This window comes from Bacillus sp. B4EP4a, assembly GCF_006680105.1.
In the GTDB taxonomy this organism is placed as follows: domain Bacteria; phylum Bacillota; class Bacilli; order Bacillales; family DSM-1321; genus Peribacillus; species Peribacillus simplex_E.
In genome coordinates this window covers 139282-165088 of record NZ_VHIK01000037.1, presented here as the reverse complement: position 1 = coordinate 165088, position 25807 = coordinate 139282, and the positions used below count along the sequence as shown (strand labels likewise).

Here is a 25807-nt window from a genome sequence, read left to right as displayed (position 1 = left end):
TTTAGGAAGCGGTAAACCTCCTTGTCAGGTTTACCGCTTTTTTTGTGTCAAGTTTATGAAACAAAGCGATATCATGATATGATTTGAAGGAATTACACTTTTCCGGATGTCCATTTATTGTTAAGATGGAATAGGGAAGTTGTTCTATTTCTGGAAATGGACTAATATTTTTATTGTAATGGGACTAGGAGGACGAGTATGCTTAAAAAAATTATTGCTTCGGTGGCCTTACTGTCACTTATTACGGTAGCGATCGTGCAGGCGATGGATAATGAACCAAAGGGAAATGATGAAAAAGATGCTTTGGGCGGATTGGAAATTGGAGCTAAAGCACCGGATTTCTCCCTGAAAACTTTGGATGGGAAACAAGTTGAATTATCTGATTATAAGGGTAAAAAGGTAATGCTGAATTTTTGGGCAACGTGGTGTCCGCCTTGCAAGAAGGAAATGCCGGATATGGAGAAATATGCACAGCAAGCTGGTGATGATGTCGTCGTTCTAGCCGTCAATATTGACCCCGAAAACGATGTACAAGCATTTGTAGAGGATAATGGAATTACTTTTACAATTCCGCTGGACAGTCAAAGTGCCAAGAATCCAGTGAATGAGCGTTACAAGATTCTTAGCATACCAACAACTTACTTCATCGACAAAGAAGGCATTATCAGGAATAAGGTAATTTCAGCCATGCAACTTAAAGATATGGAACGAAATATAAATAGTATGCAGTAGGGGAACCTTTATGAAGTTCAATCAGTATTGAAGAAATTAGCGTCACTTGGCAGACAGTCGGCGGTAAAGGAGCGGATATTCTTAAAAACAACGGGAACGTTTTTTTCAGAACAAAAAGGTAGGTCAATTGGCCTTTCACCGAAATTTTACTACAGTCGGACGGAACCTTGAGGTTCCGTTTTATTGTATGTTAACAAAGTTGTCAAAATTTAATGGAAAAATCAAAAAAATTAAAAAATTATGGTTAATGTTTGTGAAAAAAGGGTTAAAGTATAGAGAGTGGAGAAATGGAACTTTATCGGATTAAAAATCTGATAATTATGACAATTTTAGGGATGGAAACCATATAGTCATAATTTTACGTTAATTTGGCAATACTGAATAGTATATTAAAATAAGTAGGTGAAAAGCATGAAAAAAAGAAAAAGGACATTTGAAGAATTAATTAAAGAAAACAAAAGGGAATTATTGATGGACGTTAAACAAATGGAAAGACTTGAGGAACGTCTTGAAAAAAAACATATGCAAAAGGCTGAATAAGTTTTGCAAAAGATATATTAAAAAGAGCCAGTGCCATGAAGGTCCCTTCAAAGTGCTGGCTCTTTTTTCATGGCTTTTTCAAAAACTGGCATTCATGAATTTCCTCTTTTTAATCCATGATAAGAGAAGGAGGCGATAGAATGGGTAATCCAAAAAAAGATTCCAAACACTTTAGACCAAGCCATCTAGGGACACAACCAATAGCAGCGGGTGGGAATAACGGTAAGAAAATGCAGGACAAATCCGGTAAACATCCTCAGGTCATTCAAACTAAAGGCGAGTAACCCTTGATAAAAAGTCGTAATAATATTATGTAAACAAAAAAACATGAGGTGAAAATTAATGGGCTCTTATAAACACAATCAGGATAACCGTTTGGATAATGTTGAAAAAATTCAGGATGCGATTCAAAATACAGAAGAAAACATATCCGCTGCAAATGAAACGTTATCATTCACATCAGGTGTGGAGAAACAGGCAATTGAGGCCAAAAATGACCGAAGAAGAAAGAGCATTGAAGGAATGAAGGAAGAAATGCAAGATGAGCAAGAAGCACGGGAAAGCGGTTATAGAAACGATAATATGTAAATAACCGGGTAAAGGGGAGAAAGAGGAGCAAAATCTTTCTCCTCTTTACTTTTAGTTTTTCATGGCAGGGAAGCAGTCAATCAAGACAGCTTAAATGAAATTTGCACATTTGTTATGGTAGAATGTTTATTGCAATAGAAATGAAAGTGGGGAAACATAATGTTCATAGCTGAAAACGAAATTGAAGTGCGGTATGCAGAGACAGATCAAATGGGTGTTGTCTACCATGCGAATTATTTTATATGGATGGAATTAGGCAGGACAAAATTGATAAATGATTTAGGATTTTATTATGCTGATATGGAAGCGGATGGCATCCTCTCACCTGTTATGGATATTCAGGCTTCGTATAAAACCCCTGTTAGATATGGTGATAAGGTAAAAGTTAAAACCTGGATTGAAAAGTATGACGGCTTACGGGTCATTTATGGGTATGAAATCGTTAATGGGAAAAATGAAGTGGCGGCTACAGGTCATTCTTCCCACGTTTGCGTTAAAAAGGAGAGCTTCCGCCCGATATCCATTAAACGCATGTATCCTGAATGGCATGAGGCCTATGAGAAAAATAAAAAGCAGGATGAATTGGTTTAATTATATTTATTGAGGTGATCAAGAAATGGCTTTTGGGATTAAACGGGGAGACGTAGTGGCCTGGAAGCAGAAAATCGATCAAGGCCAAATAGCTTTTTTAACTCATTATTGGCTAGATGACCGATTTCCTGGTTGCAAGACGGTTACTAAAGTGGGATGCAAAGATTTACAGCGTTTATCGGAGTGGGGTAAGAAATACGGGCTTAAAAAAGAGTGGATTCACCACAGGAAGGATGGCTATTCTCATTTCGATCTTTTAGGGGACAAGCAAGCGGAAATTTTAAGGGCGGAACATATAAAAGAGCGCCTGCTCGATTGAACAAGAAAAAACAGCAGTTAACACCGCTGCTTTATTGTCAGGCACTCTTTTCATAGTGGAATTCTGGTTCAGTCAGTTTTTCATTAAAAGTAATAAGTAAATCGTGATCATCAAAGTACCATAAATCCTTTTCTTCTACATAAAAATTAATCTCATTCATAGTTGTTACTGCTGCTGCTGTTTCAGGTTCTTCTTGCATGATACCTAATGAAAAGCCGCTTTGGACGGTACTATGCCCGCCATATCTTACATAAAAGCGCAAATGTGAGCCTTCTTGAAGCCCCAGCTCATCAATATACCACTTGGCTGCTTGATCGGAAATGGTCAGTTTCATACTAATTCTCCTTCCTAGAGGTTCGTTATTTAAGTATAAAGTAATTATGAGGTAGATGCGAATAATGTGCGTTTAAGAAAGGAAACAACCATGGATATTATATATAATATTTGTTTCATAACTCAAAAAAGATCCAACGAAGTTGAAGTGTTGATGCTATTTCGCCAAAAGAATCCGAATAGGCATAAATGGAATGGTATAGGCGGGAAAATAGAACAAGGTGAAACCATCGATGAATCGATGGAACGCGAAATTCTTGAAGAAACTGGATTGAAGGTAAGGGGGATGGCCTTTCGAGGGATCGTGACATGGAATCAAACGGGCGGAATGTATGTTTACAGAGCTGAAGATGCAGGGGGCGGACTATCTGCCTGTGATGAAGGGGAACTTGCCTGGAAGCCATATAAATGGGTTTTGGAGTCAAATGAAGTTGTGTCCAACATAAAGTATTATCTAAAAGATATATTACAGGATGAACCACCACTAGAATTTGCCTGTACCTATAAAAATGAACACTTAATATCAGTCAAAAAGAAGCCGTTTCCTGATTTTGCAAAAGAATTGCTCTTCACCAATTGAAAACCGCCCAAGTGCGTTTTTTTTTTGCATATATTGATTCCTATAATATTCAGGCAATTGGTATATTTAATGGGGTAAGCAAGATTCGGAAAATTATAAAGCTAAAAGCGAAATACCATCTAATTAATTTCCATATACAGGGATATGCTGATTTGCGGAAAACGGAGCTGTTAAAAAGATGGTGCTGCTTTCATTTTTGGCTCAAAAGGATATGTATGGGTATGAGATGATCGTTATTTACATTATAAAAGAAGGCATGCTGTATCCAGCTTTAAAAAGGCTGGAAGAGAAAGAGTATTTAAATAGTTACCGGCAGGATTTCTTAGAAGGACTAAAAAGGAAATATTTATGCGACGAAATTGGGTATTGCTCAGTTTCAAGATTAATGGGCAGAATGGAACAGCTTTCAAGATATACTCTGTAAGGTCGTTTTGCACACATATGAGTGCGCACAAAAATAGCTGCAGATTCCTGCAGCTATTTTGTATTTTCTTTTGCTTCTGCCTCGGCAAGCTTTCTCAGCAAGACGGGTGTAGGCATATGCATGATTTGCTCTAAAGGCAAGTTTAGTGACTTGGATAACTTTAATGCGGTTTCCGGTGATATTTGCAATGGCTTCATGGCACTTTCTCCTAACGATATTTAATAACTAGTTACAGTGTAGCCTCTGTTCTACTATTATTCAATCCTTACTTGACCATTTCTCTATTAAACGAAATTCATACTATTCCTTTCATGGGAAGTTAATGTGGAAATATCCTGGGTCCTTTTACCTTGACAAAAGAATTGCGATGAGGCCAGAATAAATTATATATAGTCTTAATGAATCATTTATTTTAAAGATAATCGATTTATTTTTAATTAAATGGATATTGGGACTCATATCGGTTTGGTGAAATATCTTAGATTCACTTTATCGTGAATTACAAAATAAGGGGGAGAGGGAAATGGGGATTTTCATAAAAGCGAAGCCGGAAAAAGCATTCTGGTTTCAAAAAGTAAAAGAAACGGATGGCATATTGGATGTTAGCAGTGAACAGGTGAAACTGCAGGTGAATATCATTGATTTAACTGAATTCGATTTAAAGCTGATCCATGCTTTTAGAGAGGCAATTGAACCTCAGGTCGAGGGAGTTGTTGATGCCTTTTATCAAACGATTCTACAGGTTCCTGAATTAAAAGGAATTATCACGGTGCACAGCACAGTGGGAAAATTGAGGAAAACGTTAATTACTCATATGTTATCTTTATTCAATGGTGTGATTGACGATGATTTTGTTGAATTGCGGACGAAGGTGGCGAAGACTCATTATCGAATTGGCTTACAGCCCCGGTGGTATTCATCCGGTTTTCAAAATGTACAGAATTACTTGCAAAGAATTGTCTTTGAACAATCCCAGAATGAAGAAGAGCAGCGTGCATTAATATCAGCGATAGGAAAAATACTCAATCTCGAACAGCAATTAGTTCTTGAGGCATATGAAGTGGAAAATTTAAAAGCTAGGGAAAATCAATATAAGGAAATAAAAGAGGAAGTGAGAAGTAAAATCTCGTTAGTTAGTCAAGAAGTCCTGTATTTAAGTGAAGAAACGGATGCTTCCGTTAAGCAATTGATAGAAAACGGGCAATATGTCAAAATGCAGATCGCAACGCGTGCTGAACAATCACTTCGTTCAAAAACAATGGCTGAAGAGGGGCAGAATCGTATGCAGATCTTAACGGAAAAGATACAAAACCTTGTTATCTTCATGAAAAATGTTGATGAAAAGATCGTTTTATTAAACCAATCTTTCTTAAGCATTACCGAGTTTGTTAAGCTTGTACAGGGAATAGCCGACCAGACAAATTTACTATCATTGAACTCAGCAATCGAGGCAGCACGGGCAGGTGAACATGGTAATGGATTTGCAGTTGTTTCAAATGAGGTCAGGAAACTTGCTGAACAGACTAAAAAATCGATAGCTGAAATAGATGCAATCGTGCAAACATCAAATGAATATATGAAAGATGTTGTTGATTCTGTCCTAAGGGTCAAGGAAGTGGTTCAAGCAGGAGAAAAAGAATCGGAATTAACAGAAAATTCTTTTAATGAAATAATCGGTGTTATCAAAGGGAATATAACCGATTCTGCAGAAATGGAAATGAAAATTCAGGGATTAGTGTCAATCATCCAGGAAATCGGAAACGATACTGAAAAGGTTTCGAGGCATGCCGGTATCCTGAATAACACGGCTAATGAATTGTAGAATGGAAAATAGGCCCATGCATACGGGCCTATTTTCACTTGGATATGCGCATGTTCTTATAACCACTTTACCTTCGGTTCAGTTTTATCAATAATCCGCTTGATGTTTGCGCGATGCCGGTAAAAAATGAAGATAGTTATTATACTAATTACAATAATGAGCGCCAAATCATCAATATGAAAAACTAAACTGTAGATGAGAGCAAGTAGACAAGCAATCATGGATGAAAGCGAGACATATTTGGATATGTATAAGGATATAAAGAAAATGATGACGGCAAAGACAAAAAACCATGGTTCATAAGCAAGAATGACACCAGCAGAAGTTGCAACCGCTTTTCCGCCCCGAAAGTTTGCAAAAATGGGAAACATATGACCGATTACTGCTATAACTCCTGCTAGCAATAAATGCATGTCCACGCCTAGCATATACGGCAGAAAAGTTGCTAGGGTACCCTTAAGTATATCCATGATAGTAACGGTTAGCCCTGCCTTGACACCAAGTGTCCTGAAGGTATTTGTCCCGCCCAGATTTTTACTGCCATGCTCCCGGATGTCGATTTTGTAAAATGTTTTACCAATTATTAAACCGGAAGGAATCGAACCGATCAGGTAGGCAGCCAGTAAAGTGATAAATGTAAGCATTCTATTACCCTTTCTTTTAAGAAAAATCTTCTTTTTTTATAACGTTTAAGTGTCGATTGTTCCTTTTTCAAAAATAAACGTGTAGAAATAGCTAAAAACAGCCTTAAAATACCTGTTAAGCTTCTCTTATTGTAACATTTTCGTGACAAAATGGTATGGCTGTCCAAAAAAAATCCACTAAAAAAATGAATTTTCCTTGATGAACTTACATCTTTTGATATACGTTAAGTTCATGAAGGGTGAAAGGTTTAGCCTTCCTTATTTTCGTCAATATAAAATGATGGATGCCTCCTTGTATAAATTGTTACAATACGTGGTAGTCTGTATGAACATAAGAAAGTTAAGTGAGTCATGCCTTTTCGAAACTTTTTCTTTCTTGTATAATGGTTTTTCTTAATAATGGCAATAAACAGCTTTTGTCTGTAAAATACCTTAGTTAGGAATACTCTTTAGTCAAATATTACATTTTATTATAAAGGGGATTGAAAAGAATGATAGAAAATCCAAGCAGGGAAGAAATGGGAAAGATGTTGAAAAAATCAAAGCGCATTGCTGTCGTTGGTTTATCTAATAACCCTGAGCGTACTTCTTATATGGTATCGAAGGCCATGCAGGAAAGCGGATATGAAATCATTCCGGTAAACCCTGCTATATCTGAAGTGCTAGGTGTCAAGGCAGTTAAAGCCCTGAAAGATATTGAAGGGCACGTCGATATCGTCAATGTTTTCCGCCGTTCAGAGTTCCTTCCGGAGATAGCCAAGGAATTTGCAGAAATCGATGCAGATATCTTTTGGGCGCAGCTAGGGGTAGAAAATGAAGAAGCCTATAATTTTTTGAAAGAAAAAGGATATACTGTCATCATGAATCGATGCATAAAAGTCGAACACGCCCTTACCAAGTAAAATGAAGAGCGGAACTTCCGCTCTTTTTTTTAGGCATCGCTGTATCTCAACCGGAGAAAAAACTAAAAGGCAGCCATAGCGGGCATTGAGCGGTCGGGAAATTTGGGCCATTAAAGCTTAATTTGATTAAAATAATAAAAGTATATTTGCCAAATGAAAATTTACCGCTACAATTAGAATGGTAGCTATGATACGTTTTGTTCCACACAAATGTGCAAACGCTAATAAAAAGGACGAAAAAATAGAACACTTGTTCTTTGTTCGAGAAAGTATTATACTTTTTATAAGATATTAACGTATTAATGAATTTGTTAAGCTAGTGAGTCATTTCATTGCAGTATGATTTGGCCCGGAAATTGTGTTTAGTAAGGAAAGGGGAATTTCTGTGGCAAAGAAAGTAAAAACAATCGAGTACAATGATGATGCAATTCAGGTACTGGAAGGACTCGAAGCGGTCAGAAAACGTCCCGGTATGTATATCGGCAGTACTGATGCACGCGGACTTCATCATTTAGTGTACGAGATTGTAGATAACTCCGTAGATGAGGCTTTAGCTGGATATGGAGACCAAATTAGTGTGAAAATACATAAAGATAACAGTGTAAGTGTGTCTGATAAAGGGCGCGGAATGCCTATTGGCATGCATAAATTAGGTAAACCGACGCCTGAAGTCATTTTGACGATTCTTCATGCTGGAGGTAAATTTGGACAAGGCGGATATAAAACGAGTGGAGGCCTTCATGGAGTAGGTGCTTCGGTCGTTAACGCGTTGTCTGAATGGCTTGTCGTGACGATCAAAAGGGACGGGTTCATTTACGAACAACGTTTTTTCAATGGCGGAAAGCCAGAAACCACACTGGAGAAAATCGGTAAAACCAATCAAGCTGGGACCAAAATCCACTTCAAGCCCGATCCGAAAATATTTTCGGTGACGACTTTTAATTATGATATCCTATGTGAACGTCTTCGCGAATCGGCTTTTCTTTTAAAAGGCATGAAGATAGAATTGACGGATGAGCGTAACGACCATAATGAAATTTTTCACTATGAAAATGGAATTGAAGCGTTTGTTGATTATTTAAATGAAGAAAAAGAGACCCTTCATAGTGTAGTCAGCTTGGAAGGGGAACAAAATGGGATAGAGGTCGAACTCGCCTTTCAATTCAACGATGGTTATTCAGAAAATATTTTAAGTTTTGTAAATAACGTTCGTACAAAAGACGGAGGAACCCATGAGATTGGTGCAAAAACGGCCATGACAAGGGCATTTAATGATTATGCCAGAAAAATGGGTCTATTAAAGGAAAAAGATAAAAACCTCGAAGGTACCGATATACGTGAAGGCTTGTCTTCAATCATTTCAGTACGTATCCCTGAAGAACTTCTTCAATTCGAAGGACAAACCAAGAGCAAGCTTGGAACCAGTGAAGCCCGTTCTGCAGTCGATTCCATCGTATCAGAGCACTTAGCCTACTTTTTTGAAGAAGATCCGACCACGAGTACCCTATTGGTTAAAAAAGCGATTAAAGCGTTCCAAGCAAGGGAAGCGGCACGCAAAGCTCGTGAGGACGCAAGAAGCGGGAAGAAAAGGAAAAAATCTGATGCCATCCTTTCTGGGAAATTAACACCAGCTCAATCGAAAAATCCCGAACGGAATGAATTGTATCTTGTGGAAGGGGACTCTGCTGGGGGATCCGCTAAACAAGGGCGGGATCGCCGTTTCCAAGCAGTACTGCCATTACGGGGTAAAGTTATCAATACGGAAAAGGCCAAACTAGCCGATATTTTTAAAAACGAGGAAATAAATACGATCATCCATGCTATCGGCGGAGGTGTCGGGGCGGAGTTCAACACGCCGGACACTAACTATGATAAAGTGATCATCATGACTGATGCTGATACGGATGGTGCCCATATCCAAGTGCTGCTGCTGACTTTCTTTTATCGCTATATGAAGCCGTTAATAGAGTCAGGGAAGGTTTACATTGCCTTGCCCCCTTTATATAAAGTGAGCAAAGGGACCGGGAAGAAAGAAGTCATTGAATATGCTTGGAGTGACGAAGAACTTCAGGGAGCGATAGACAAGGTGGGGAAAGGCTATATGATTCAGCGCTATAAAGGGCTGGGTGAGATGAATGCCGACCAATTATGGGATACCACCATGAACCCGGAAACAAGGACATTGATACGTGTGAAGATCGATGATGGTGCCCGTGCAGAAAGACGTGTGACAACATTGATGGGAGATAAGGTTGAACCGCGTCGTAAGTGGATTGAAGCCAATGTCGCTTTTGGTCTCGAAGAGGAATCGAATATTTTAGATAATGAAAATATGTCGATTGAAGAGGAGGTCATTAACGATGGTATTTGAAGAAACGTTTCGAGATTTGCCGCTTGAAGAGGTAATTGGTGACCGCTTCGGGCGTTATAGTAAATATATTATCCAAGATCGGGCACTTCCGGATGCTAGGGACGGTTTAAAACCGGTGCAGCGCAGGATATTGTATGCGATGCATGTCGAAGGAAATACCCAGGAAAAAGGATTCAGGAAATCCGCAAAAACGGTCGGTAATGTAATTGGTAACTATCACCCTCACGGAGATTCGTCCGTTTATGAGGCAATGGTTCGGATGAGCCAAGACTGGAAGCTGCGGAAGGTCATGGTCCAAATGCACGGAAACAATGGCAGTATCGATGGTGATCCTCCTGCTGCGATGCGGTATACGGAAGCAAGGCTTTCATCGATTGCCTCCGAGATGCTGCGGGATATAGAAAAAAGGACGGTCGATTTCGTACCGAACTTCGATGATACTTCAGAAGAGCCTATTGTATTGCCTGCAATGTTCCCTAACCTGCTTGTAAACGGCTCTACAGGAATTTCAGCCGGCTATGCCACTGAAATCCCGCCACATCAACTAGGTGAAGTCATTGATGCTGCCATTATGCGAATCGATAAGCCAGAAGCGACAGTCGCTGATTTAATGACGGTCATTAAAGGGCCGGATTTTCCTACTGGCGGTATCATTCAAGGAATTGAAGGCATTCGTAAGGCCTATGAAACAGGTAAAGGGAAAATAATCATTCGCGGGTTGGCGGAAGTGGAAACGATTCGGGGCGGCAAGCAGCAAATCGTCATCACTGAAATCCCATATGAAGTCAATAAAGCAAACCTTGTCAAGAAAATGGATGAGTTCCGTCTTGACCGGAAAGTGGAAGGCATTGCCGAAGTAAGGGATGAAACCGACCGTACAGGACTGCGCATTGTCATTGAACTGAAAAAAGAAGCAGATGCAAATGGAGTTCTGCATTATTTATACAAAAATTCCGATCTCCAAATCGCATACAATTTCAATATGGTTGCGATTTATAAAAAACGGCCAACATTGATGAGCCTGCCTAAAATGCTCGATGCATATATCGAGCACCGTAAAGAGGTAATCGTGAACCGTTCACGTTATGAGTTGCAAAAGGCACATGACAGGGCACATATCGTCGATGGTTTAGTGAAGGCTTTATCCATATTAGATGAAGTCATCGCTGTCATCCGGGCATCTAAAGACAAACGGAATGCTAAAGATAACCTCATTGCTAAATTCGCTTTTACAGAAGCGCAAGCTGAAGCCATTGTCTCCTTGCAGTTATATAGGCTGACAAATACCGATATTACAGCACTTGAAGCAGAGGCAGCGGAATTGAAGAACAAAATTGAGGAATTGACAAAGATTCTTGGCAGTGAAAAAGTTCTTCTTCAAGTAATTAAAAAAGAACTTAGATTCATTAAAAAGGGCTTTGATGACGGACGGCGTTCCAAAATCGAAAAAGAAATTGAAGAAATCAAAATCAATCTTGAAGTCTTGATTGCTAGTGAAGACGTGATGGTTACCGTGACGAAAGAAGGCTATGTCAAACGGACATCGTTACGATCATATGCAGCATCAGGAGGTCTTGATTTTGGCATGAAGGATTCCGACCGCCTGCTCCAGAGGCTGGAGATGAATACAACTGATGTCCTCTTGCTGTTCACATCCAAAGGGAACTACCTATACTGTCCAGTTCATCAGCTTCCTGATATTCGCTGGAAGGAAACCGGTCAGCATATCGCGAACATCATTCCGATCGACAGGGAAGAACAAATCATAAAAGCGATTCCTATCAAAGATTTTACCATGCCGGAATTCTTAGTGTTCATCACGAAAAATGGTATGGTGAAAAAGACAGAATTAGCTTCCTATAAAGCCCAGCGTCATTCAAAACCGCTGGTTGGTGTCAATTTAAAAGGTGACGATGAACTGGTCGATGTCCACCATACCGATGGACAGGCTGACCTTTTCCTAGTCACTCATAACGGATACGGTCTATGGTTTGATGAAGAAGAAGTAAGTGTTGTCGGTGTCAGGGCAGCAGGAGTCAAAGGGATTAATTTGAAAGAAGATGACTATGTCATTGGCGGAAAGGTTTTGGCCAAGGATAGTAAAGAATCGATCTTTATCGTTACACAGCGCGGGGCCATAAAGAAAATGAAATTAACCGAGTTTGAAAAAACGAGCCGGGCAAAACGCGGTGTCGTGGTCTTGAGGGAATTGAAATCGAATCCTCATAGGGTCATTGGTTTCGATATCATTAACAAAACCGACAGTCTATTCATTCTTTCTGAAAAGGGAACAATTGAAACGATTCATGCCGCATCATTAAAAAATCATGATCGGTATACGAATGGGTCATTTGTTTTTGATGAAACGGTTAGTGGGAAAGCGAAAGAATTATGGAAAATATCATTGGAAGATGACTCAGCCATAGAGCGATGAATCATTTTTTGAACGGGATGCTGATTTATCAGCATCCCGTTTATTTTCCTATACATGTTTAGTTATATCCTTCCAGAATATAATCCCCGCCTGCCCCGCACTACAAGTTGAGTCCTTTTACGAAAGTAATCAATCAATTCAAAAATGACTTATTGAGTCAAATTTAAATCCTAGTATTATGAGCCTAATATTATTAAGAGGACAGCAAATAATTCAATTTTGAATTTTACCATTAATTGAATCTATGTAACATAACGATTTATTTTTGGCACACTCCTTGCATATTGTTTAGTATGACTTCTTTATTTTTTTGAATGAAGAAAGGGGAGGACCAATGGATAGACCTTGGAAAAAGCATATCCCGCAAGGAAATCCAATTGAAATTGATATTCCTGAAATGTCTTTGACAGAACTATTTTATCAATCAGTCGAACAATATTCGAATAAAACAGCGGTTACGTTCATGGAGCAAAGGTATACATATTCAGAGTTGGGGAAGTTAGTAAAAAGATGTGCACGCGTGCTTGCTGATGAAGGTATTGGAAAGGGGGATCGTGTGGCTCTTATGCTTCCCAATTGTCCCCAATATCCAATTGGTTTTTTTGGAACCCTTTTGAATGGAGCCATTGTTGTCCAAATCAATCCAATGTATAAGGCGAACGAATTAATACATGTCCTGAAAGATTCAGGTGCAAGGCACATCATTGTGCTCGACGATTTATTGCCAATAGTTGAAGCCGTTATAGCTGAAACCGATGTTGAAAAGGTGTTGAGCGTGTCGCTGGAAATGGGCAAATGTGAAATGACAAAAAAGCTACTATCTGTAACAGAGGCGGATTTCACTGTGGAGATTGAACCTGCCGAAGATGTCGCCGTTCTCCAATATACAGGAGGAACGACAGGGCGTTCTAAAGGGGCGATGCTAACCCATCGTAATATTGTTGCCAATACGCTGCAAAGTGCAGCCACTTCAAGAAGCAATACTCAAAAGGGGAAGGAAAGGGTACTTGGCGTATCCCCATTATTTCATGTTTACGGCATGACTTCAGGAATGAACCTGACGTTTTATAATGGCGGGGAATTAATTCTTGTATCCCGGTTTCAGGTGACGGAGATCGTCGATATTATCAATAATCTTAAACCGACTATTTTTCCAGGGGTACCGACGATGTATATTGCTTTATTACAATATTACCAGTCACATCCATTTGATTTGGATACATTGAAATCTTGCGTTTCGGGTTCGTCACCATTGCCATTGAATGTACTGTCAAGATTCAACGAATTGAGTGGAACAAAGATTGCAGAGGGCTATGGCCTGTCCGAGGCGTCACCAGTCACGCATCGGAATCCAGTTAGCGGCCTGCAAAAACCCGGAAGTATCGGGATTCCTATACAAAATACCGATGCCGCCATCATTGACAGTATTACAGGGGAGCCAGCCCTCTTGGTTGATACACCAGGTGAATTGGTCATAATGGGTCCACAGGTGATGAAAGGCTATTGGGGCATGCCTGAAGAGACGCGGCAGACGATTCAAAACGGATGGCTGCATACCGGTGATATTGCCAAAATGGATGAAGATGGCTTCTTTTACATTGTGGGACGGAAGAAAGAGATGATCATCGCAGGTGGTTTCAATATTTATCCAATTGAAATTGAAGATATACTATACAGCCATCCTAAGGTTCTGGAAGCTGCCGTCTTTGGCGTTCCCGATCAATATCGCGGTGAAACGGTACATGCTGCGGTAGTTCTAAAACCGAATGAAAGAATAGCTGAAAACGAATTGAAGGATTATTGCCGAAAGCAGCTCGCTGCCTTTAAAGTCCCAAAAGCAATCACATTTGAAAGTGAACTTCCGAAGACGGCGGTCGGTAAAATCTTAAAACGCAAACTTCAAGAAAAACATATCGCTTATCTGGATAAAATATGAAAGCGTTAACACTAATTCACAAATAAAGGGGAATGCAAATGGACTTTCGCTTAGATGAAGACATCTTGCTATTAAAAGAAAATATACGCCAGTTTATCGAAGAGCAAATCGATCCATTTTCCATGCAGATAGAGGATGAAGATCATATCCCGGAATCCATAATAAATTTATCGAAGGAAATCGGGCTATTCGGACTTAGTATCCCGGAAAGGTATGGCGGACTCGGAATCGGGATGGTAGGAAAATGTGCTTTATATGAGGAAATCGGCAAAACCCATAATGGATATACCACTCTGATAGGGGCCCACACCGGTATAGGGACGGTAGGGATAGTTGAAATGGGAAATGAAATGCAAAAGGAAAAGTATCTACCAGATATGGCAAGCGGTAATAGAATTGGCGCCTTTGCTTTAACTGAGCCTGCAGCGGGGTCCCATGCAACGAATCTCAAAATGACGGCTGTCAAAAATGGCGATAAATATATTCTAAATGGGACCAAGCATTATATAACGAATGCAGATGTAGCAGATATTTTTACAGTTATGGCCGTAACGGACAAAGATAAAGGGGCGAAAGGAATCACCTCATTCATAGTAGAAAAGGATTTTCCGGGTTTTAGAGTTGGTAGCCTGGAAAGGAAGATGGGTCTTCGAGGCTCACATTCGGCCGAATTGGTTTTTGAAGATTGCGAGGTTCCTGCCGAAAATGTACTGGGGGACGTTGGCCAAGGGTATGTAAATGCATTGAAGATCCTTGCAAATGGCCGCGCAGGCCTTGCTGCCCGTAATTTGGGGTCCTGTCAATATCTGCTTGACCTATCTACTAAATATGCCACAGAACGTGAACAATTCAATGTCCCGATCATTGATCATCAAGCCGTATCCCATATGATTGCCGAGATGGCAATGGAAATAGAAGCACTTCGCTCATTCACATACCGGGTTGCATGGATGGTCGATCAGAAAGAAAAAATCATTAAAGAAGCGGCAATGCTTAAATTGTATGGTTCGGAAGTATATAATCGTGTCGCTGATAAGGCCGTTCAGATTCATGGCGGGATGGGATACATGAAGGACTATCCGGTTGAACGTTTCTATCGGGATGCCCGAATCACTAGAATATATGAAGGCACATCCGAAATCCAAAAAAATATCATTACCGGACAATTGAAGAGAAAATATCAAAACTAGTCTAATTGGAAAGCGGAGGGGTTAAGATGGATTTACGACTATCGGATGAACAAAAAATGGTACAAAAAACAATACGCAAGTTCGTGGAAAATGAATTGATTCCCTTGGAAAATGAAGTGCTTCGCAATGAAATGGCAGGAAAACCCAGTTTACCAGAGGGGACATTGAAAGATTTACAGGAAAAAGCAAAAAAAGCTGGGTTTTGGGGCATCAATACCCCGGAGGAATATGGCGGGGCAGACCTAGGGCAGCTTATGATGGCAATTGTCTTGATGGAAGTATCAAAAACGTTTGTACCATTCAGCTTTGGAGGTTCGGCTGATAACATACTTTATTATGCAAATGAAGAACAGAAACAGAAATATCTGATCCCTACGATTAACGGTGAGAAAAAGTCCTGTTTTGCCATGACGGAGCCGGGGGCTGGGTCCGATACGCGAAATATTAAAATGACGGCAATAAAAGAAGGGAACGAATGGGTGCTTAACGGTGAAAAAACTTTCATTACCGGAGGAAATGATGCCGATTTCGTCATGGTCATTGCTGTAACCGACAAAGAACGTCATCAAGCAACCGGAACGGAGGGGGTAACCTGTTTCATTGTAGACCGTGATATGGGCTGGAGATCAGAGTATATCAATACGATGGGAGAATGGGGACCGGCCGGTTTAGTTTTTGATAATGTCAGGGTACCCGAAGAAAACATCTTAGGGGAAGTGCATGGCGGTTATCAACTAGGCTTGGAATGGATTGGGTTTGCTAGATGGATCGTGGGCGCACGTGCTGTCGGTTCTGCAGAAAGATTGCTGCAAATGGCTATAGAATACGCTAAAGAGCGTGTCACATTCGGTAAACCGATCGCGGAGCGCCAGGCCATTCAATGGCAGATAGCTGATTCGGCCGTAGAGATTGAAGCTGCAAGATGGCTTGTATTGAATGCGGCTTTTACACTTGATAATGGGGAAGACAATCGCCATTTAGCTTCAATGGCTAAACTTTATGGAGCAAATATGGGGAATCGGGTCGTTGATCGCGTATTGCAGATACACGGAGGCATGGGCTATACGAAGGAGCTTCCCATCGAGCGTTGGTACCGCGAGGCCAGGCTTTGGAGGATTTATGATGGTACGGATGAAATACAGCGTATGATCATTTCCCGAAATTTGATTAAAGGGCATGTTAAATTAGGACAATTCTTATAATAGATTAGGAGGAAACGATTATGACAGGGAGATTTTCAGGGAAAACGGCTTTAGTTACAGGTGGAAGCAGAGGGATTGGCCTGGCGATCGTCGAACTATTTGCCAGTGAAGGCGCAAACGTGGCGATTATCGATATCAACGAAGAGGTTTTGACATCAACAGGAAATGTATTAAGGGATAAGGGTTATACCATTTTTACCAAAGTGGCCAATGTGGTCAATTCCGAAGAGGTGGAAGCATCCATAAAAGAAATAGCCGATACATTCGGATCGCTTGATATTCTCGTGAATAATGCCGGGGTCATCCGGGATAATCTACTTTTCAAAATGACCGATTCAGATTGGCAGACGGTAATGGATGTGCATTTAAAAGGTACTTTCAATGCAGTACGTGCCGCCCAGAAGCATATGGTTGCAAATAAATACGGAAGAATCATCAATATATCATCCACTTCGGCCCTAGGGAACCGCGGTCAGGCTAATTATTCAGCTGCTAAAGCCGGGCTTCAAGGGTTAACAAAAACACTGGCGATTGAACTTGGCAAATACGGGATAACGGCTAATTCGGTCGCACCAGGTTTTATCGAAACTGAAATGACGAAAGAAACAGCTAGGCGGGTGGGAGTGAGTTTTGAGCAATTCATCCAGGATAGGGCAAACAGTATTCCGGTTGCAAGAAGCGGTTTGCCAAGTGATATTGCTCATGCTGTTGCATTCTTTGCCGATGAAGCATCCTCATTCATTAGTGGGCAGGTTTTATATGTTGCGGGCGGTCCAAAAAATTAAGGGGAAAGGCGGGATGTTATGTTCAATGAAAGTATTGGAAAACGATCTACCCCCGTTAAAAATATAGTTGAACGGGGAGCCGTTAAAAAATTCGCATTATCGATTGGTGATCCCCACCCGATGTTCATTGATGAAGAAATAGGCAGGCAATCAAGGTACGGAACGAATATAGCTCCACCAACTTTCCCAAGGGTCTTTGAGTTTGGGACGATTGAAAGTTTAAGTCTCCCGAATAAAGGATTGATTCATGGTGAGCAGATATATCGCTATCACAGGCCGCTGAAGGTAGGGGAAGAAATCACCTGTTATACGGAAGTGAAAGACTACTATGAGAAAAAAGGGAAACAAGGGGAAATGGGATTTCTAGCCTTTAAAAATTATGGGACGGATGCAAATGGGGAAATTGTCTTCACTGCTGAACAGCTTGTCATTTTAAATGAAACGATCAGAAGGATGGTGATGAGTAAGTGACGACATTAACCGAACTTCATATTGGTGACTCGTTACATTCAATCGAGCTTCCACCTGTAACGCGATTGGACCTCATAAAATATGCCGGCGCATCAGGTGATTTCAATCCCATTCATACCATTGATGAGGAAGCAAAAAATGCTGGTCTTCCCGGTATTATCGCACATGGAATGTGGACGATGGGAAACCTCGCAAAGCTTTTCAGTAATCTTTATGAAATTGGATTTATCGAAGAATACAAGATTCGCTTCAAAGGAATGGTTTTCTTGAATGATGTCATAACTCTTCATGCGGATCTAAAAGAAAAAAATGGGAATAGGTATTTTTTCAATGTAGCGGCCACTAACCAGTCAGGTAAGGAAGCGATCAGTGGAGAGGTTATTTTTAAGACTTACTGAGGGAAAGTAGTGATGAAAATTATTTCATCACTACTTTTTTTAGGAGCGAAATTCGACAATTTTAAAGGAGTTTCGAAATTTATCCAGAATTGTACTTAAAAAGAATTCTTTTTGCGGCGGTGAATAGTAATGAATCAAGTGAAACAGGATTCTCAGATTAATTTGCTCAAAGAGTGGACCTTTCCTGCACTAGTCGTGGATTCTGCAAATCGGATAAAGGATTGGGGCACCTATTTTAATCAATCGTTAAGTCAGAGTGGTAATAATACACTAACCGAACAATTCGATGAGTGGCAATTTCTCGATAATAAAAGGCTTGCAGCTGCGAGGCTGCATGATAAACGGTATTTATTTTTATTAATGAAACAAATGGATACTGACAATAGTTTCTATATAGGCAGTGAAACAGAATTTTTGGACGATTTATTGATTGATGCTCATAAAACGGATAAATTGAATCGCGCACTGGATGCCATTATCGAAAATTCCTATGATGGGATATACATCACCGATCAAGATGGAATCACGCTTTATACCAATTCGGCAATTGAACGGATTACTGGTATACCAAAAGAGTATTATATCGGCAAATCGGTGGACCAATTAATTAAACGCGGCATCTTGAATGCTTCGGTGACGCATAAGGTAGTGAAGCTGAGACGAACGGTATCGGTCGTACAGGATAATTTTGCTGGAAAGGAAACATTGATTACAGGAAGTCCCGTTTTTAATGCCGAAGGGGAAATAGAGCAAGTCGTTACGAATATAAGGGATTTATCTGATTTAAATGAACTGATGCATGAGTTGACGAAAGTTAATGAGCTGAATAATCAATATAAGCAGGAAATTGAGAAACTGCGGAAGATAACAAGCAAGGATGGAGTCGTATTTGTCAGTGATAAAATGAAAATGATCTATGAGATTGCTGAAAGAATATCGGATATCGATGCGACCGTACTCATTCTGGGAGAAACGGGTGTTGGAAAGGATGTCCTTGCCCGCAATATTTATAATCGGAGCATCCGATCTAAAAAAGGTGATTTCATCAAAATAAATTGTGGGGCAATTCCCGCTGATTTATTGGAATCCGAGCTCTTTGGATATGAAGGAGGGGCTTTTACCGGAGCCAATCAAAAAGGCAAACCAGGGATGTTTGAGCTGGCAGAGAGTGGGATCTTATTCTTGGATGAAGTCGGTGAGCTGCCCTTGCAACTTCAAGTGAAGCTGCTTCGGGCCCTTCAGGAAAGGGAGATTCAAAGAATCGGAGGTACAAAGCCAAAGAAAATCGATGTTCGGATAATAGCAGCCACGAACCGAAATTTATCGGAGATGGTCAAATCGGGTGATTTTCGGGAAGACCTCTTTTACAGGCTGAATGTCATTCCGATTACGATTCCTCCTCTAAGGGAAAGAAGAGAGGATATCTTGGCATTGACTGACTTATTTTTAACAAAGGCAAACGAACAATATAAATTCTCAAAAGAAATAGATTCGCGGTTGAAGGAATATTTTTATCAACATGATTGGCCAGGAAATGTCCGTGAATTGATTAATATAGTGGAGAGGCTCGTCGTGCTGACGGATAATCAAATATTATCGATTAACGACCTTCCGGAAGAATATCAGCCGGAAAATCGGAATCAGCCGAACCTCAATGCTACCCTAACTTTAAAAGAAGCGGTGGAAAGGGCCGAAAAGGAAATCTTGACGAAAGCGGCTCAAACCTACCAAACTACATATGAAATCGCGGAAGCCCTTGATTCCAGTCAGGCAACAATTGTGAGGAAACTTAAAAAATATCGATTAAAGGTCAGTGGAAAAGAATAGGTAAGTATGAACAGCACCTGCATTGTTGGACATTATTCAACAATTCGGGTGCTGTTTTTTGACTGAAATTCCTAATTATATTTACGCGTTTTTTTGGGCGGGAACGGGCTTTATTACCTTATGGGTTTTTAGAAATTTATTGGTTGTAAAGTTGTTTTTTTTACCTGCTATTGTGTGAAATGATTGTAGTTAAAAGGGGATTTTTGAATCCTCTACATTTTATGTCTTCAATTAATTCTTTTATTGATTCAGAAATGATTTTTACAGTCAATAGTGAATGACGGACATCCCATATGGAATCGATACTTTTGATTTTTACAATTCAATAATGAATTCACTGACTGGTGAATAGCCTTATTGACGGTGATTTAATGTTTGGCACGGCACTTGCATTTATTAACAGGAAATTAATCTACGGAATGATCCTCCTATAGAAGGTGCAAGGTGAAAGGGGTGAATGAACCAGACGATTATCATGGGTAAACCGTTATTAAAGAGAAGATGGAATCATTGGCTATCCCTAAAACAGCATATGCTTGTCAGCATACCACTTAATCCTTAAGTAGAGTCAATGAAACTATGATGATTTCTGATGATATCCAATTGAATTAAGTGGCCATAAGAAATGAAAGCGCTAACAACTGATCAAGGGGCTTATTCCGCTTACGCTAAGCTATATCTGTTGGTGGAGAATATAGGGTAATAAAACTTGCTGTTCCTCTCCAAGAGGTTGAGCCTGTGGGGAAATAAGTGAAAGTGTTTCTCGTCGCAGATGTGTGCTTTCAAAATATGGACAGGATTGTGGACCAGGGAATGAACAGCATAGTGAAATTCAATAATTTTCAAGGAGGAAGTAAATGGAAATTTTGATCCAGCAGCTTTTTAATGGTTTGACGATTGGCAGCGTATATAGTCTTGTTGCCCTGGGATTGACGCTAGTATATGGAATTTTGCATATCCCGAACTTTGCCCACGGTGCCCTATATATGTTGGGTGGATATATCACATTGTCAATGATGACATTATATGGGGTCAATTACTGGATTGCCATGTTTGTATCCATTATCGTTGTTGGTTTGTTGGGAGTCCTTTTGGAACGTTTCGTGTTCCGCCTGTTAAGGGAGGCACCTCCATTGCACGATAAGATTGCAGCAATCGGAATTCTCCTTTTTCTTGAAGCTTTTGCCCAATTTGTCTGGGGTGCCGACTTCCATACAATGACTTCTCCATACGGGCAAGTGGTCAATATCATGGGCCTGACATTCACACTTCAGCGATTATTGATCATCGTGTCAGCTATCGCAGTGATGGTTTTACTTTACCTTTTCCTTAAGAAAACTTATGCCGGTTCAACGATAATAGCGATGTCCCAAAGCCGTGAAGGGGCGTCATTAGTGGGAATCAACATTAATAAAGTCGCGATGCTTACCTTCATGATATCGGGTGGATTAGCAGCGATCGCTTCATCCCTTGCATCACCGATTAACCTTGTTTTTCCAGGCATGGGGCATTTAGTCATCCTAAAAGCATTCGTCATTATCATCTTGGGAGGGATGGGGAGCATCCCGGGGGCGATCGTAGGCGGATATATCTTAGGTTTCAGTGAGAGCTTGGGCGCAACTTATATTTCAAATGATTATAAAGACATCATTGCATTCATTCTTTTAGTCGTAATATTAACCGTGAAACCAACAGGTCTTTTTGCCAAGGGGGAGAGGTAGCGTGAAGATATTAACGAAAAGAAATGGGATTATCGCACTTATCATCTTTGCTTTTTCATTCCCCTTTATCGCGCAAAACGACTATTATCTCCATATGCTGACACTTTCGTTCATCTGGGCGATAGCTGTTTATGGAATCAATTTATTATCAGGCTATACTGGATATCTCTCGCTTGCACATGCTGGTTTTTTTGCGATTGGAGCATATTCACTAGGCCTGCTGACGGTAAAAGCGGGAATGAACTTTTGGCTGGCACTTGTAGCGGCATGTATAATCACATGTGCAATTGGGTTTTTGATCGGTTTGATCGCGCTGAGGACAAAGGAACACTTTTTCGCGATTTATACTCTATGTGTGGGTTACATCATATATCTGGTCATCGATAAATGGGAGGGACTTACAGAGGGGGTTAGGGGATTAATCGGTATACCTGCTCCTGGGAATATAGGGCCGATCACATTCGATACTGCAGCATCCCAATATTATCTAGTCCTCATTTTCCTGCTTGCAGTGATTTTAATCGTGTATCGAATTATACGCTCGTTGACCGGCAGGACGTATATGGCCATCAGGAACAGCGAGGACCTTGCCCAAACGATTGGTATATCCACAATGAAGAATAAGTTAACCGCATTTGTCCTATCCACATTCTTTGCAGGATTGGCAGGTGCCTTGTATGCTTCATTCATTCGTTTCATTGGACCTGATATCGGATCAACTGCCATAATGTTCGATCTATTGATGTATTTATTGGTTGGTGGAATCGGGACACTTTCAGGCCCGTTGGTAGGAACATTATTGTTAGTAATCCTTTCGCAGAATTTGCAATTCCTTCAAGAATATCGAATGTTGATATTCGGGCCTTTGCTTACGGTGATCATTATCTTTTATCCGCGCGGAATCGCAGGGGCCTTCTTTGATTGGCAAAGAATGCGAAAAGATAATGAGCTGTCCGAGGTGAGGAGCGAAATGCACATAAAAGCTGAGGAGGGATGAATTTGCTAATCGAAACGAAGAATTTGACAAAGCGGTTTGGAGGATTGGCGGCCGTCAATAATGTGGATTTTACAATTGAAAAAGGTAGAATCAATGCAATAATCGGACCAAATGGTGCAGGAAAATCAACTTTTTTTAACTTGATCAGCGGCTTTCATCGACCAACTTCTGGGACGGTCCTTTTTAAAGGGATTGATATCACCAAACTTCCTGCCAATGAAATAGCGGGGCTCGGAATTTCAAGAACCTTTCAAACGACAAGCCTTTTTGATCAATCGACCGTATTGGATAATGTCATTGTCGGGCATAGACTGCGAACCAAATCCAATCTGGTGGATGCCATTCTAAGAACAAAACTATTAAAACGGGAGGAAGCGGCATGCAGGGATAAGGCGATGGAGGTACTTGATATTGTTGGATTGACGGAATCGGCTGACAGAATGGTCTCCAGCATCTCCCAGGAGGAAAAGAAACGGACAGCCATTGCTCTTGCCCTTGCGACGGAACCGGAAATTATCTTTCTTGATGAACCTGCTGCGGGAATCAACCCGGATGAAACGGAAGGCTTGACAGAACTGATTAAAAAATTGAATCGATCGGGACTGACCGTTTGTTTAATCGAGCACAAAATGCATATGATCATGAACTTGGCAGATGACATTATGGTCCTTAATTACGGAGAAAAAATTGCGGAGGGCACACCTAAGGAAATCCGAGGAAATGAAGCGGTGATAAAAGCCTATTTGGGAGGTAGTGCCAGTGCTTAAGTTAACCGATGTCGCCGTGAATTATGGGAGTTTCACTGCGATAAAACATGTGAATATCGAAGTTGCCAAGGGAGAGATCGTTGTTTTATTAGGAGCTAATGGGGCAGGAAAAAGCACGACTTTTCGTTCCATAAGCGGAATCAGTAAGCTGTCCAAGGGGGAAATTCATTTTCTGGGCATGCCGATAGGGGGCCGTGCCCCGGATCAGAATGTTCGGGAGGGAATCGTCCAGTGTGCCGAAGGACGTAAACTGTTTCCACAGATGACCGTCCAGGAAAATCTGAGGATGGGTGCTTATGTGCATCGAAAGAAGAAAGCGGAGATCAAGGATTCCTTGGAATACGTCTATCACTTATTCCCGATTTTAAAAGAAAAACATCATGATGAAGCGGGAAGCCTGAGCGGAGGCCAACAGCAAATGCTCGCAATTGGAAGAGCTTTGATGTCAAAACCGAAATTGTTGATGCTTGATGAGCCTTCGGTGGGACTCGCTCCACTTATTGTCGAACAAATGTTTCGGGTCATTGAAGAAATAAACCGCGAAGGAATCGCGGTCCTGCTTGCTGAACAAAACGCGAATGCTGCCCTCGGCATTGCAGATAAAGGATATGTTTTCGAAAATGGGGAAATTGTCGTTCAAGGGACAGCAAGTGAGTTATTAGCCAATGATGAAGTAAGGAAAGCGTATATTGGGGCCTGAAAAAATAGAATGGGGGATTTTTATGAAAAAACTGAAAGTATTATTTGTCTTTCTCCTGCTAATCTTCACTGTTTTGGCCGGGTGCAATAAAGGGGATAGCTCTGTGTCAAGCAGTGGCAGTAAAGGCAAAGGTGAAAATGTCGTTAACATCGGTTTTAGCGGTCCTTTAAGCGGTGCAGCAGCCTTATATGGGAAACGGACATTGAATGGTGTCGAAATGGCCGTCAATGAAATTAACGATGCTGGCGGGTTTGAAGTAGATGGTAAGAAATACACGCTGAATTTAGTATCGTTGGATGATAAATACTTACCTAATGAAACAGGGTCGAATGCTAAACGATTAATTCAGGAATATGATACGCCGATCATTTTCACGCCTCATAGCGGAGGTGTGCTGGCACTTCAGGTTTTTAATGAACAAGAGGAATTCATCATTGGGGCATATACGAGTGAGCCGGCAGTGACCGAGAGCGGAAATTCATTAACCGTTCGGATTCCACCGAATTACGAGGGGTATATCGAACCTTTTACAACATATGCAATGGAACATTTCGGCAAGAAGATCGCCGCTTTGCCAACATCTTCGCAATACGGTAAAGACTGGACGGAAGCCGTGCTTCCACATTGGGAAAAGCAAGGCGGAAAAGTCGTTTATAATTCCTCGATTGATTTCGCCAAAGAAACCGATTTCTTTACGATTGTCACCAATGCCTTGAAAAAAGATCCTGATGTGCTATTTATCGGTGGTGCTTCGGAACCTACGGCAAAAGTAGCGAAGCAAGCTCGGGAGCTAGGATTTAAGGGCGGTTTCATCATCATGGATCAAGCAAAGCTGGATCAAATGAAGCCGATTGCAGGGTCATATGAAACATTGGAAGGCTCGATTGGCGTTCTGCCACTGATGGACTCAGATGAAGAAGCAGTGCCTGCTTTCGTTGAGAAATATCAAAAGGATTATAAGGAAGATCCAAGCTCCGAAGTAGGATTGAATTATATCGCCATGTATGCGTTTGTGGAAGCGATGAAATCTGCAGGCAGCGTTGATGATGCGAAGGCCATCCGTAAACATATGCAGGATGGACTTTCAAATATTGGGCCAGATCAAAAAATATACGATATTCCCTCGATTGATGAAAATGGAGGATTTGCATCAACTATTGTCGTCGGTGCAGTAGAAAACGGGAAAGTAGTCCCTGTCCGTTAACTGGGTAAAGGGATGCAGGTGTTCCGGGTAGTATACTAGTTTAGCATTTTGTTAAATACTTGTTCGTGTATCGTTCCTGATCATAGGGACGGTACACGTTTTTTTATTGTTGAATAAATCTACACCCAAAGATAGTAGGCTCTTATGGGTAAATTACGGCACTCAGAAAGCGGCCATGGATGCATTCTTTAAGTTCGCCGGCATTGGGGTTTGAGGAATGAAAAATGCTAATTAACAAATTTTTCAAAAATATCTTGTATCAGAGTAATGAAAACGCTATCATTGAATATAATATGAAATATAATTTCATTTTTTTCTATTAAAAAATG

Annotated in this window: 27 protein-coding genes and 1 pseudogene; 25 read left to right on the top strand and 3 right to left on the bottom strand. The window is 40.7% G+C overall.

Annotated elements, in window-relative coordinates:
- Positions 1–198: 198 nt before the first annotated feature.
- The 6 genes from FNK51_RS18850 (at position 199) to FNK51_RS18825 (ending at position 2770) form a co-directional block, all read left to right on the top strand.
- Positions 199–732, top strand: a complete 534-nt coding sequence (locus FNK51_RS18850) for a TlpA disulfide reductase family protein (RefSeq protein WP_098371887.1) — start codon at positions 199–201, stop codon at positions 730–732.
- A gap of 411 nt (positions 733–1143) precedes the next feature.
- Positions 1144–1272, top strand: coding sequence for an FbpB family small basic protein (locus FNK51_RS18845; protein WP_072272906.1), 129 nt, complete (start codon positions 1144–1146; stop codon positions 1270–1272).
- A gap of 140 nt (positions 1273–1412) precedes the next feature.
- The gene (locus FNK51_RS18840) at positions 1413–1556 is read left to right on the top strand and encodes an acid-soluble spore protein N (protein WP_057275900.1); all 144 of its coding nucleotides are present in this window, start codon (positions 1413–1415) and stop codon (positions 1554–1556) included.
- A 58-nt stretch (positions 1557–1614) separates the two neighbouring features.
- On the top strand, positions 1615–1860 hold the full coding sequence (gene tlp / locus FNK51_RS18835; protein ID WP_141994295.1) for a small acid-soluble spore protein Tlp: 246 nt from the start codon (positions 1615–1617) through the stop codon (positions 1858–1860).
- 159 nt (positions 1861–2019) lie between these two features.
- A complete protein-coding gene (locus tag FNK51_RS18830) occupies positions 2020–2451 on the top strand; it encodes an acyl-CoA thioesterase (RefSeq protein WP_137018482.1) in 432 nt (143 codons plus the stop codon).
- A gap of 25 nt (positions 2452–2476) precedes the next feature.
- Complete coding sequence (locus tag FNK51_RS18825; protein WP_141994294.1) at positions 2477–2770, top strand: hypothetical protein; 294 nt, start codon at positions 2477–2479, stop codon at positions 2768–2770.
- Positions 2771–2807: 37 nt separating this feature from the next.
- On the opposite strand, the gene FNK51_RS18820 is transcribed toward FNK51_RS18825, so the two are convergent.
- On the bottom strand, positions 2808–3104 hold the full coding sequence (locus FNK51_RS18820; protein ID WP_098371891.1) for a HesB/YadR/YfhF family protein: 297 nt from the start codon (positions 3102–3104) through the stop codon (positions 2808–2810).
- A 90-nt stretch (positions 3105–3194) separates the two neighbouring features.
- Here FNK51_RS18820 and FNK51_RS18815 point away from each other — a divergent pair, with 90 nt between their 5' ends.
- Positions 3195–3683 (top strand): NUDIX hydrolase, encoded by a 489-nt coding sequence (locus FNK51_RS18815; RefSeq protein ID WP_141994293.1) that lies wholly within the window; start codon positions 3195–3197, stop codon positions 3681–3683.
- Between the two features lie 178 nt (positions 3684–3861).
- Positions 3862–4107, top strand: coding sequence for a PadR family transcriptional regulator (locus FNK51_RS18810; protein WP_141994292.1), 246 nt, complete (start codon positions 3862–3864; stop codon positions 4105–4107).
- Positions 4108–4160: 53 nt separating this feature from the next.
- Here FNK51_RS18810 and FNK51_RS18805 read toward each other — a convergent pair whose 3' ends face one another.
- Positions 4161–4304: a YycC family protein gene (locus FNK51_RS18805; RefSeq protein ID WP_098371894.1), complete on the bottom strand. Its 144-nt coding sequence runs from the start codon at positions 4302–4304 to the stop codon at positions 4161–4163.
- A gap of 326 nt (positions 4305–4630) precedes the next feature.
- Here FNK51_RS18805 and FNK51_RS27795 point away from each other — a divergent pair.
- Both FNK51_RS27795 and FNK51_RS27790 read left to right on the top strand, forming a co-directional pair.
- A pseudogene (locus FNK51_RS27795) lies at positions 4631–5164 on the top strand (protoglobin domain-containing protein); the annotation flags it as partial.
- Positions 5165–5320: 156 nt separating this feature from the next.
- Positions 5321–5929: a methyl-accepting chemotaxis protein gene (locus tag FNK51_RS27790; RefSeq protein WP_483296132.1), complete on the top strand. Its 609-nt coding sequence runs from the start codon at positions 5321–5323 to the stop codon at positions 5927–5929.
- A gap of 56 nt (positions 5930–5985) precedes the next feature.
- On the opposite strand, the gene plsY is transcribed toward FNK51_RS27790, so the two are convergent.
- On the bottom strand, positions 5986–6573 hold the full coding sequence (plsY, locus tag FNK51_RS18795) for a glycerol-3-phosphate 1-O-acyltransferase PlsY (protein ID WP_098371896.1): 588 nt from the start codon (positions 6571–6573) through the stop codon (positions 5986–5988).
- Positions 6574–7064: 491 nt separating this feature from the next.
- Between plsY and FNK51_RS18790 the strand changes: the two genes are divergently transcribed.
- The 15 genes from FNK51_RS18790 (at position 7065) to FNK51_RS18720 (ending at position 25478) form a co-directional block, all read left to right on the top strand.
- Positions 7065–7475, top strand: coding sequence for a CoA-binding protein (locus FNK51_RS18790; RefSeq protein ID WP_098371897.1), 411 nt, complete (start codon positions 7065–7067; stop codon positions 7473–7475).
- A gap of 406 nt (positions 7476–7881) precedes the next feature.
- The gene (gene parE / locus FNK51_RS18785) at positions 7882–9846 is read left to right on the top strand and encodes a DNA topoisomerase IV subunit B (RefSeq protein ID WP_483296131.1); all 1965 of its coding nucleotides are present in this window, start codon (positions 7882–7884) and stop codon (positions 9844–9846) included.
- Positions 9836–12280, top strand: coding sequence for a DNA topoisomerase IV subunit A (parC, locus tag FNK51_RS18780; RefSeq protein ID WP_141994289.1), 2445 nt, complete (start codon positions 9836–9838; stop codon positions 12278–12280). Before parE ends, parC begins: the two co-directional genes overlap by 11 nt.
- A gap of 334 nt (positions 12281–12614) precedes the next feature.
- The gene (locus FNK51_RS18775; RefSeq protein WP_141994288.1) at positions 12615–14216 is read left to right on the top strand and encodes a long-chain-fatty-acid--CoA ligase; all 1602 of its coding nucleotides are present in this window, start codon (positions 12615–12617) and stop codon (positions 14214–14216) included.
- A gap of 38 nt (positions 14217–14254) precedes the next feature.
- Positions 14255–15406: an acyl-CoA dehydrogenase family protein gene (locus FNK51_RS18770; protein ID WP_063233560.1), complete on the top strand. Its 1152-nt coding sequence runs from the start codon at positions 14255–14257 to the stop codon at positions 15404–15406.
- Between the two features lie 26 nt (positions 15407–15432).
- Positions 15433–16608 (top strand): acyl-CoA dehydrogenase family protein, encoded by a 1176-nt coding sequence (locus FNK51_RS18765; RefSeq protein WP_141994287.1) that lies wholly within the window; start codon positions 15433–15435, stop codon positions 16606–16608.
- 20 nt (positions 16609–16628) lie between these two features.
- Entirely contained in the window at positions 16629–17393 is a 765-nt protein-coding gene (locus FNK51_RS18760; protein ID WP_098371902.1) for an SDR family oxidoreductase, read from the top strand.
- Between the two features lie 18 nt (positions 17394–17411).
- Positions 17412–17864: a MaoC family dehydratase N-terminal domain-containing protein gene (locus tag FNK51_RS18755; protein WP_141994286.1), complete on the top strand. Its 453-nt coding sequence runs from the start codon at positions 17412–17414 to the stop codon at positions 17862–17864.
- Complete coding sequence (locus FNK51_RS18750) at positions 17861–18262, top strand: MaoC/PaaZ C-terminal domain-containing protein (RefSeq protein WP_098371904.1); 402 nt, start codon at positions 17861–17863, stop codon at positions 18260–18262. The genes FNK51_RS18755 and FNK51_RS18750 overlap by 4 nt, the downstream gene beginning before the upstream one ends.
- A gap of 129 nt (positions 18263–18391) precedes the next feature.
- Positions 18392–20089: a sigma-54 interaction domain-containing protein gene (locus FNK51_RS18745; RefSeq protein ID WP_286178772.1), complete on the top strand. Its 1698-nt coding sequence runs from the start codon at positions 18392–18394 to the stop codon at positions 20087–20089.
- A gap of 857 nt (positions 20090–20946) precedes the next feature.
- Positions 20947–21810 (top strand): branched-chain amino acid ABC transporter permease, encoded by an 864-nt coding sequence (locus FNK51_RS18740; protein ID WP_076371380.1) that lies wholly within the window; start codon positions 20947–20949, stop codon positions 21808–21810.
- A 1-nt stretch (position 21811) separates the two neighbouring features.
- Entirely contained in the window at positions 21812–22807 is a 996-nt protein-coding gene (locus FNK51_RS18735) for a branched-chain amino acid ABC transporter permease (protein ID WP_141994285.1), read from the top strand.
- Positions 22808–22809: 2 nt separating this feature from the next.
- Positions 22810–23574, top strand: a complete 765-nt coding sequence (locus FNK51_RS18730; RefSeq protein ID WP_141994284.1) for an ABC transporter ATP-binding protein — start codon at positions 22810–22812, stop codon at positions 23572–23574.
- Positions 23567–24274, top strand: a complete 708-nt coding sequence (locus FNK51_RS18725) for an ABC transporter ATP-binding protein (RefSeq protein ID WP_141994283.1) — start codon at positions 23567–23569, stop codon at positions 24272–24274. The genes FNK51_RS18730 and FNK51_RS18725 overlap by 8 nt, the downstream gene beginning before the upstream one ends.
- Positions 24275–24296: 22 nt before the next feature.
- Positions 24297–25478, top strand: a complete 1182-nt coding sequence (locus FNK51_RS18720) for an ABC transporter substrate-binding protein (RefSeq protein ID WP_141994282.1) — start codon at positions 24297–24299, stop codon at positions 25476–25478.
- Positions 25479–25807: the final 329 nt, after the last annotated feature.

Bases quoted from the DNA above. Each gene is read 5' to 3' on its own strand.
- FNK51_RS18850 (WP_098371887.1), top strand. From the start codon at position 199: ATGCTTAAAAAAATTATTGCTTCGGTGGCCTTACTGTCACTTATTACG.
- FNK51_RS18845 (WP_072272906.1), top strand. From the start codon at position 1,144: ATGAAAAAAAGAAAAAGGACATTTGAAGAATTAATTAAAGAAAACAAA.
- FNK51_RS18840 (WP_057275900.1), top strand. From the start codon at position 1,413: ATGGGTAATCCAAAAAAAGATTCCAAACACTTTAGACCAAGCCATCTA.
- tlp (WP_141994295.1), top strand. From the start codon at position 1,615: ATGGGCTCTTATAAACACAATCAGGATAACCGTTTGGATAATGTTGAA.
- FNK51_RS18830 (WP_137018482.1), top strand. From the start codon at position 2,020: ATGTTCATAGCTGAAAACGAAATTGAAGTGCGGTATGCAGAGACAGAT.
- FNK51_RS18825 (WP_141994294.1), top strand. From the start codon at position 2,477: ATGGCTTTTGGGATTAAACGGGGAGACGTAGTGGCCTGGAAGCAGAAA.
- FNK51_RS18820 (WP_098371891.1), bottom strand. From the start codon at position 3,104: ATGAAACTGACCATTTCCGATCAAGCAGCCAAGTGGTATATTGATGAG.
- FNK51_RS18815 (WP_141994293.1), top strand. From the start codon at position 3,195: ATGGATATTATATATAATATTTGTTTCATAACTCAAAAAAGATCCAAC.
- FNK51_RS18810 (WP_141994292.1), top strand. From the start codon at position 3,862: ATGGTGCTGCTTTCATTTTTGGCTCAAAAGGATATGTATGGGTATGAG.
- FNK51_RS18805 (WP_098371894.1), bottom strand. From the start codon at position 4,304: ATGAAGCCATTGCAAATATCACCGGAAACCGCATTAAAGTTATCCAAG.
- FNK51_RS27790 (WP_483296132.1), top strand. From the start codon at position 5,321: ATGCAGATCGCAACGCGTGCTGAACAATCACTTCGTTCAAAAACAATG.
- plsY (WP_098371896.1), bottom strand. From the start codon at position 6,573: ATGCTTACATTTATCACTTTACTGGCTGCCTACCTGATCGGTTCGATT.
- FNK51_RS18790 (WP_098371897.1), top strand. From the start codon at position 7,065: ATGATAGAAAATCCAAGCAGGGAAGAAATGGGAAAGATGTTGAAAAAA.
- parC (WP_141994289.1), top strand. From the start codon at position 9,836: ATGGTATTTGAAGAAACGTTTCGAGATTTGCCGCTTGAAGAGGTAATT.
- FNK51_RS18775 (WP_141994288.1), top strand. From the start codon at position 12,615: ATGGATAGACCTTGGAAAAAGCATATCCCGCAAGGAAATCCAATTGAA.
- FNK51_RS18770 (WP_063233560.1), top strand. From the start codon at position 14,255: ATGGACTTTCGCTTAGATGAAGACATCTTGCTATTAAAAGAAAATATA.
- FNK51_RS18765 (WP_141994287.1), top strand. From the start codon at position 15,433: ATGGATTTACGACTATCGGATGAACAAAAAATGGTACAAAAAACAATA.
- FNK51_RS18760 (WP_098371902.1), top strand. From the start codon at position 16,629: ATGACAGGGAGATTTTCAGGGAAAACGGCTTTAGTTACAGGTGGAAGC.
- FNK51_RS18755 (WP_141994286.1), top strand. From the start codon at position 17,412: ATGTTCAATGAAAGTATTGGAAAACGATCTACCCCCGTTAAAAATATA.
- FNK51_RS18745 (WP_286178772.1), top strand. From the start codon at position 18,392: ATGAATCAAGTGAAACAGGATTCTCAGATTAATTTGCTCAAAGAGTGG.
- FNK51_RS18740 (WP_076371380.1), top strand. From the start codon at position 20,947: ATGGAAATTTTGATCCAGCAGCTTTTTAATGGTTTGACGATTGGCAGC.
- FNK51_RS18720 (WP_141994282.1), top strand. From the start codon at position 24,297: ATGAAAAAACTGAAAGTATTATTTGTCTTTCTCCTGCTAATCTTCACT.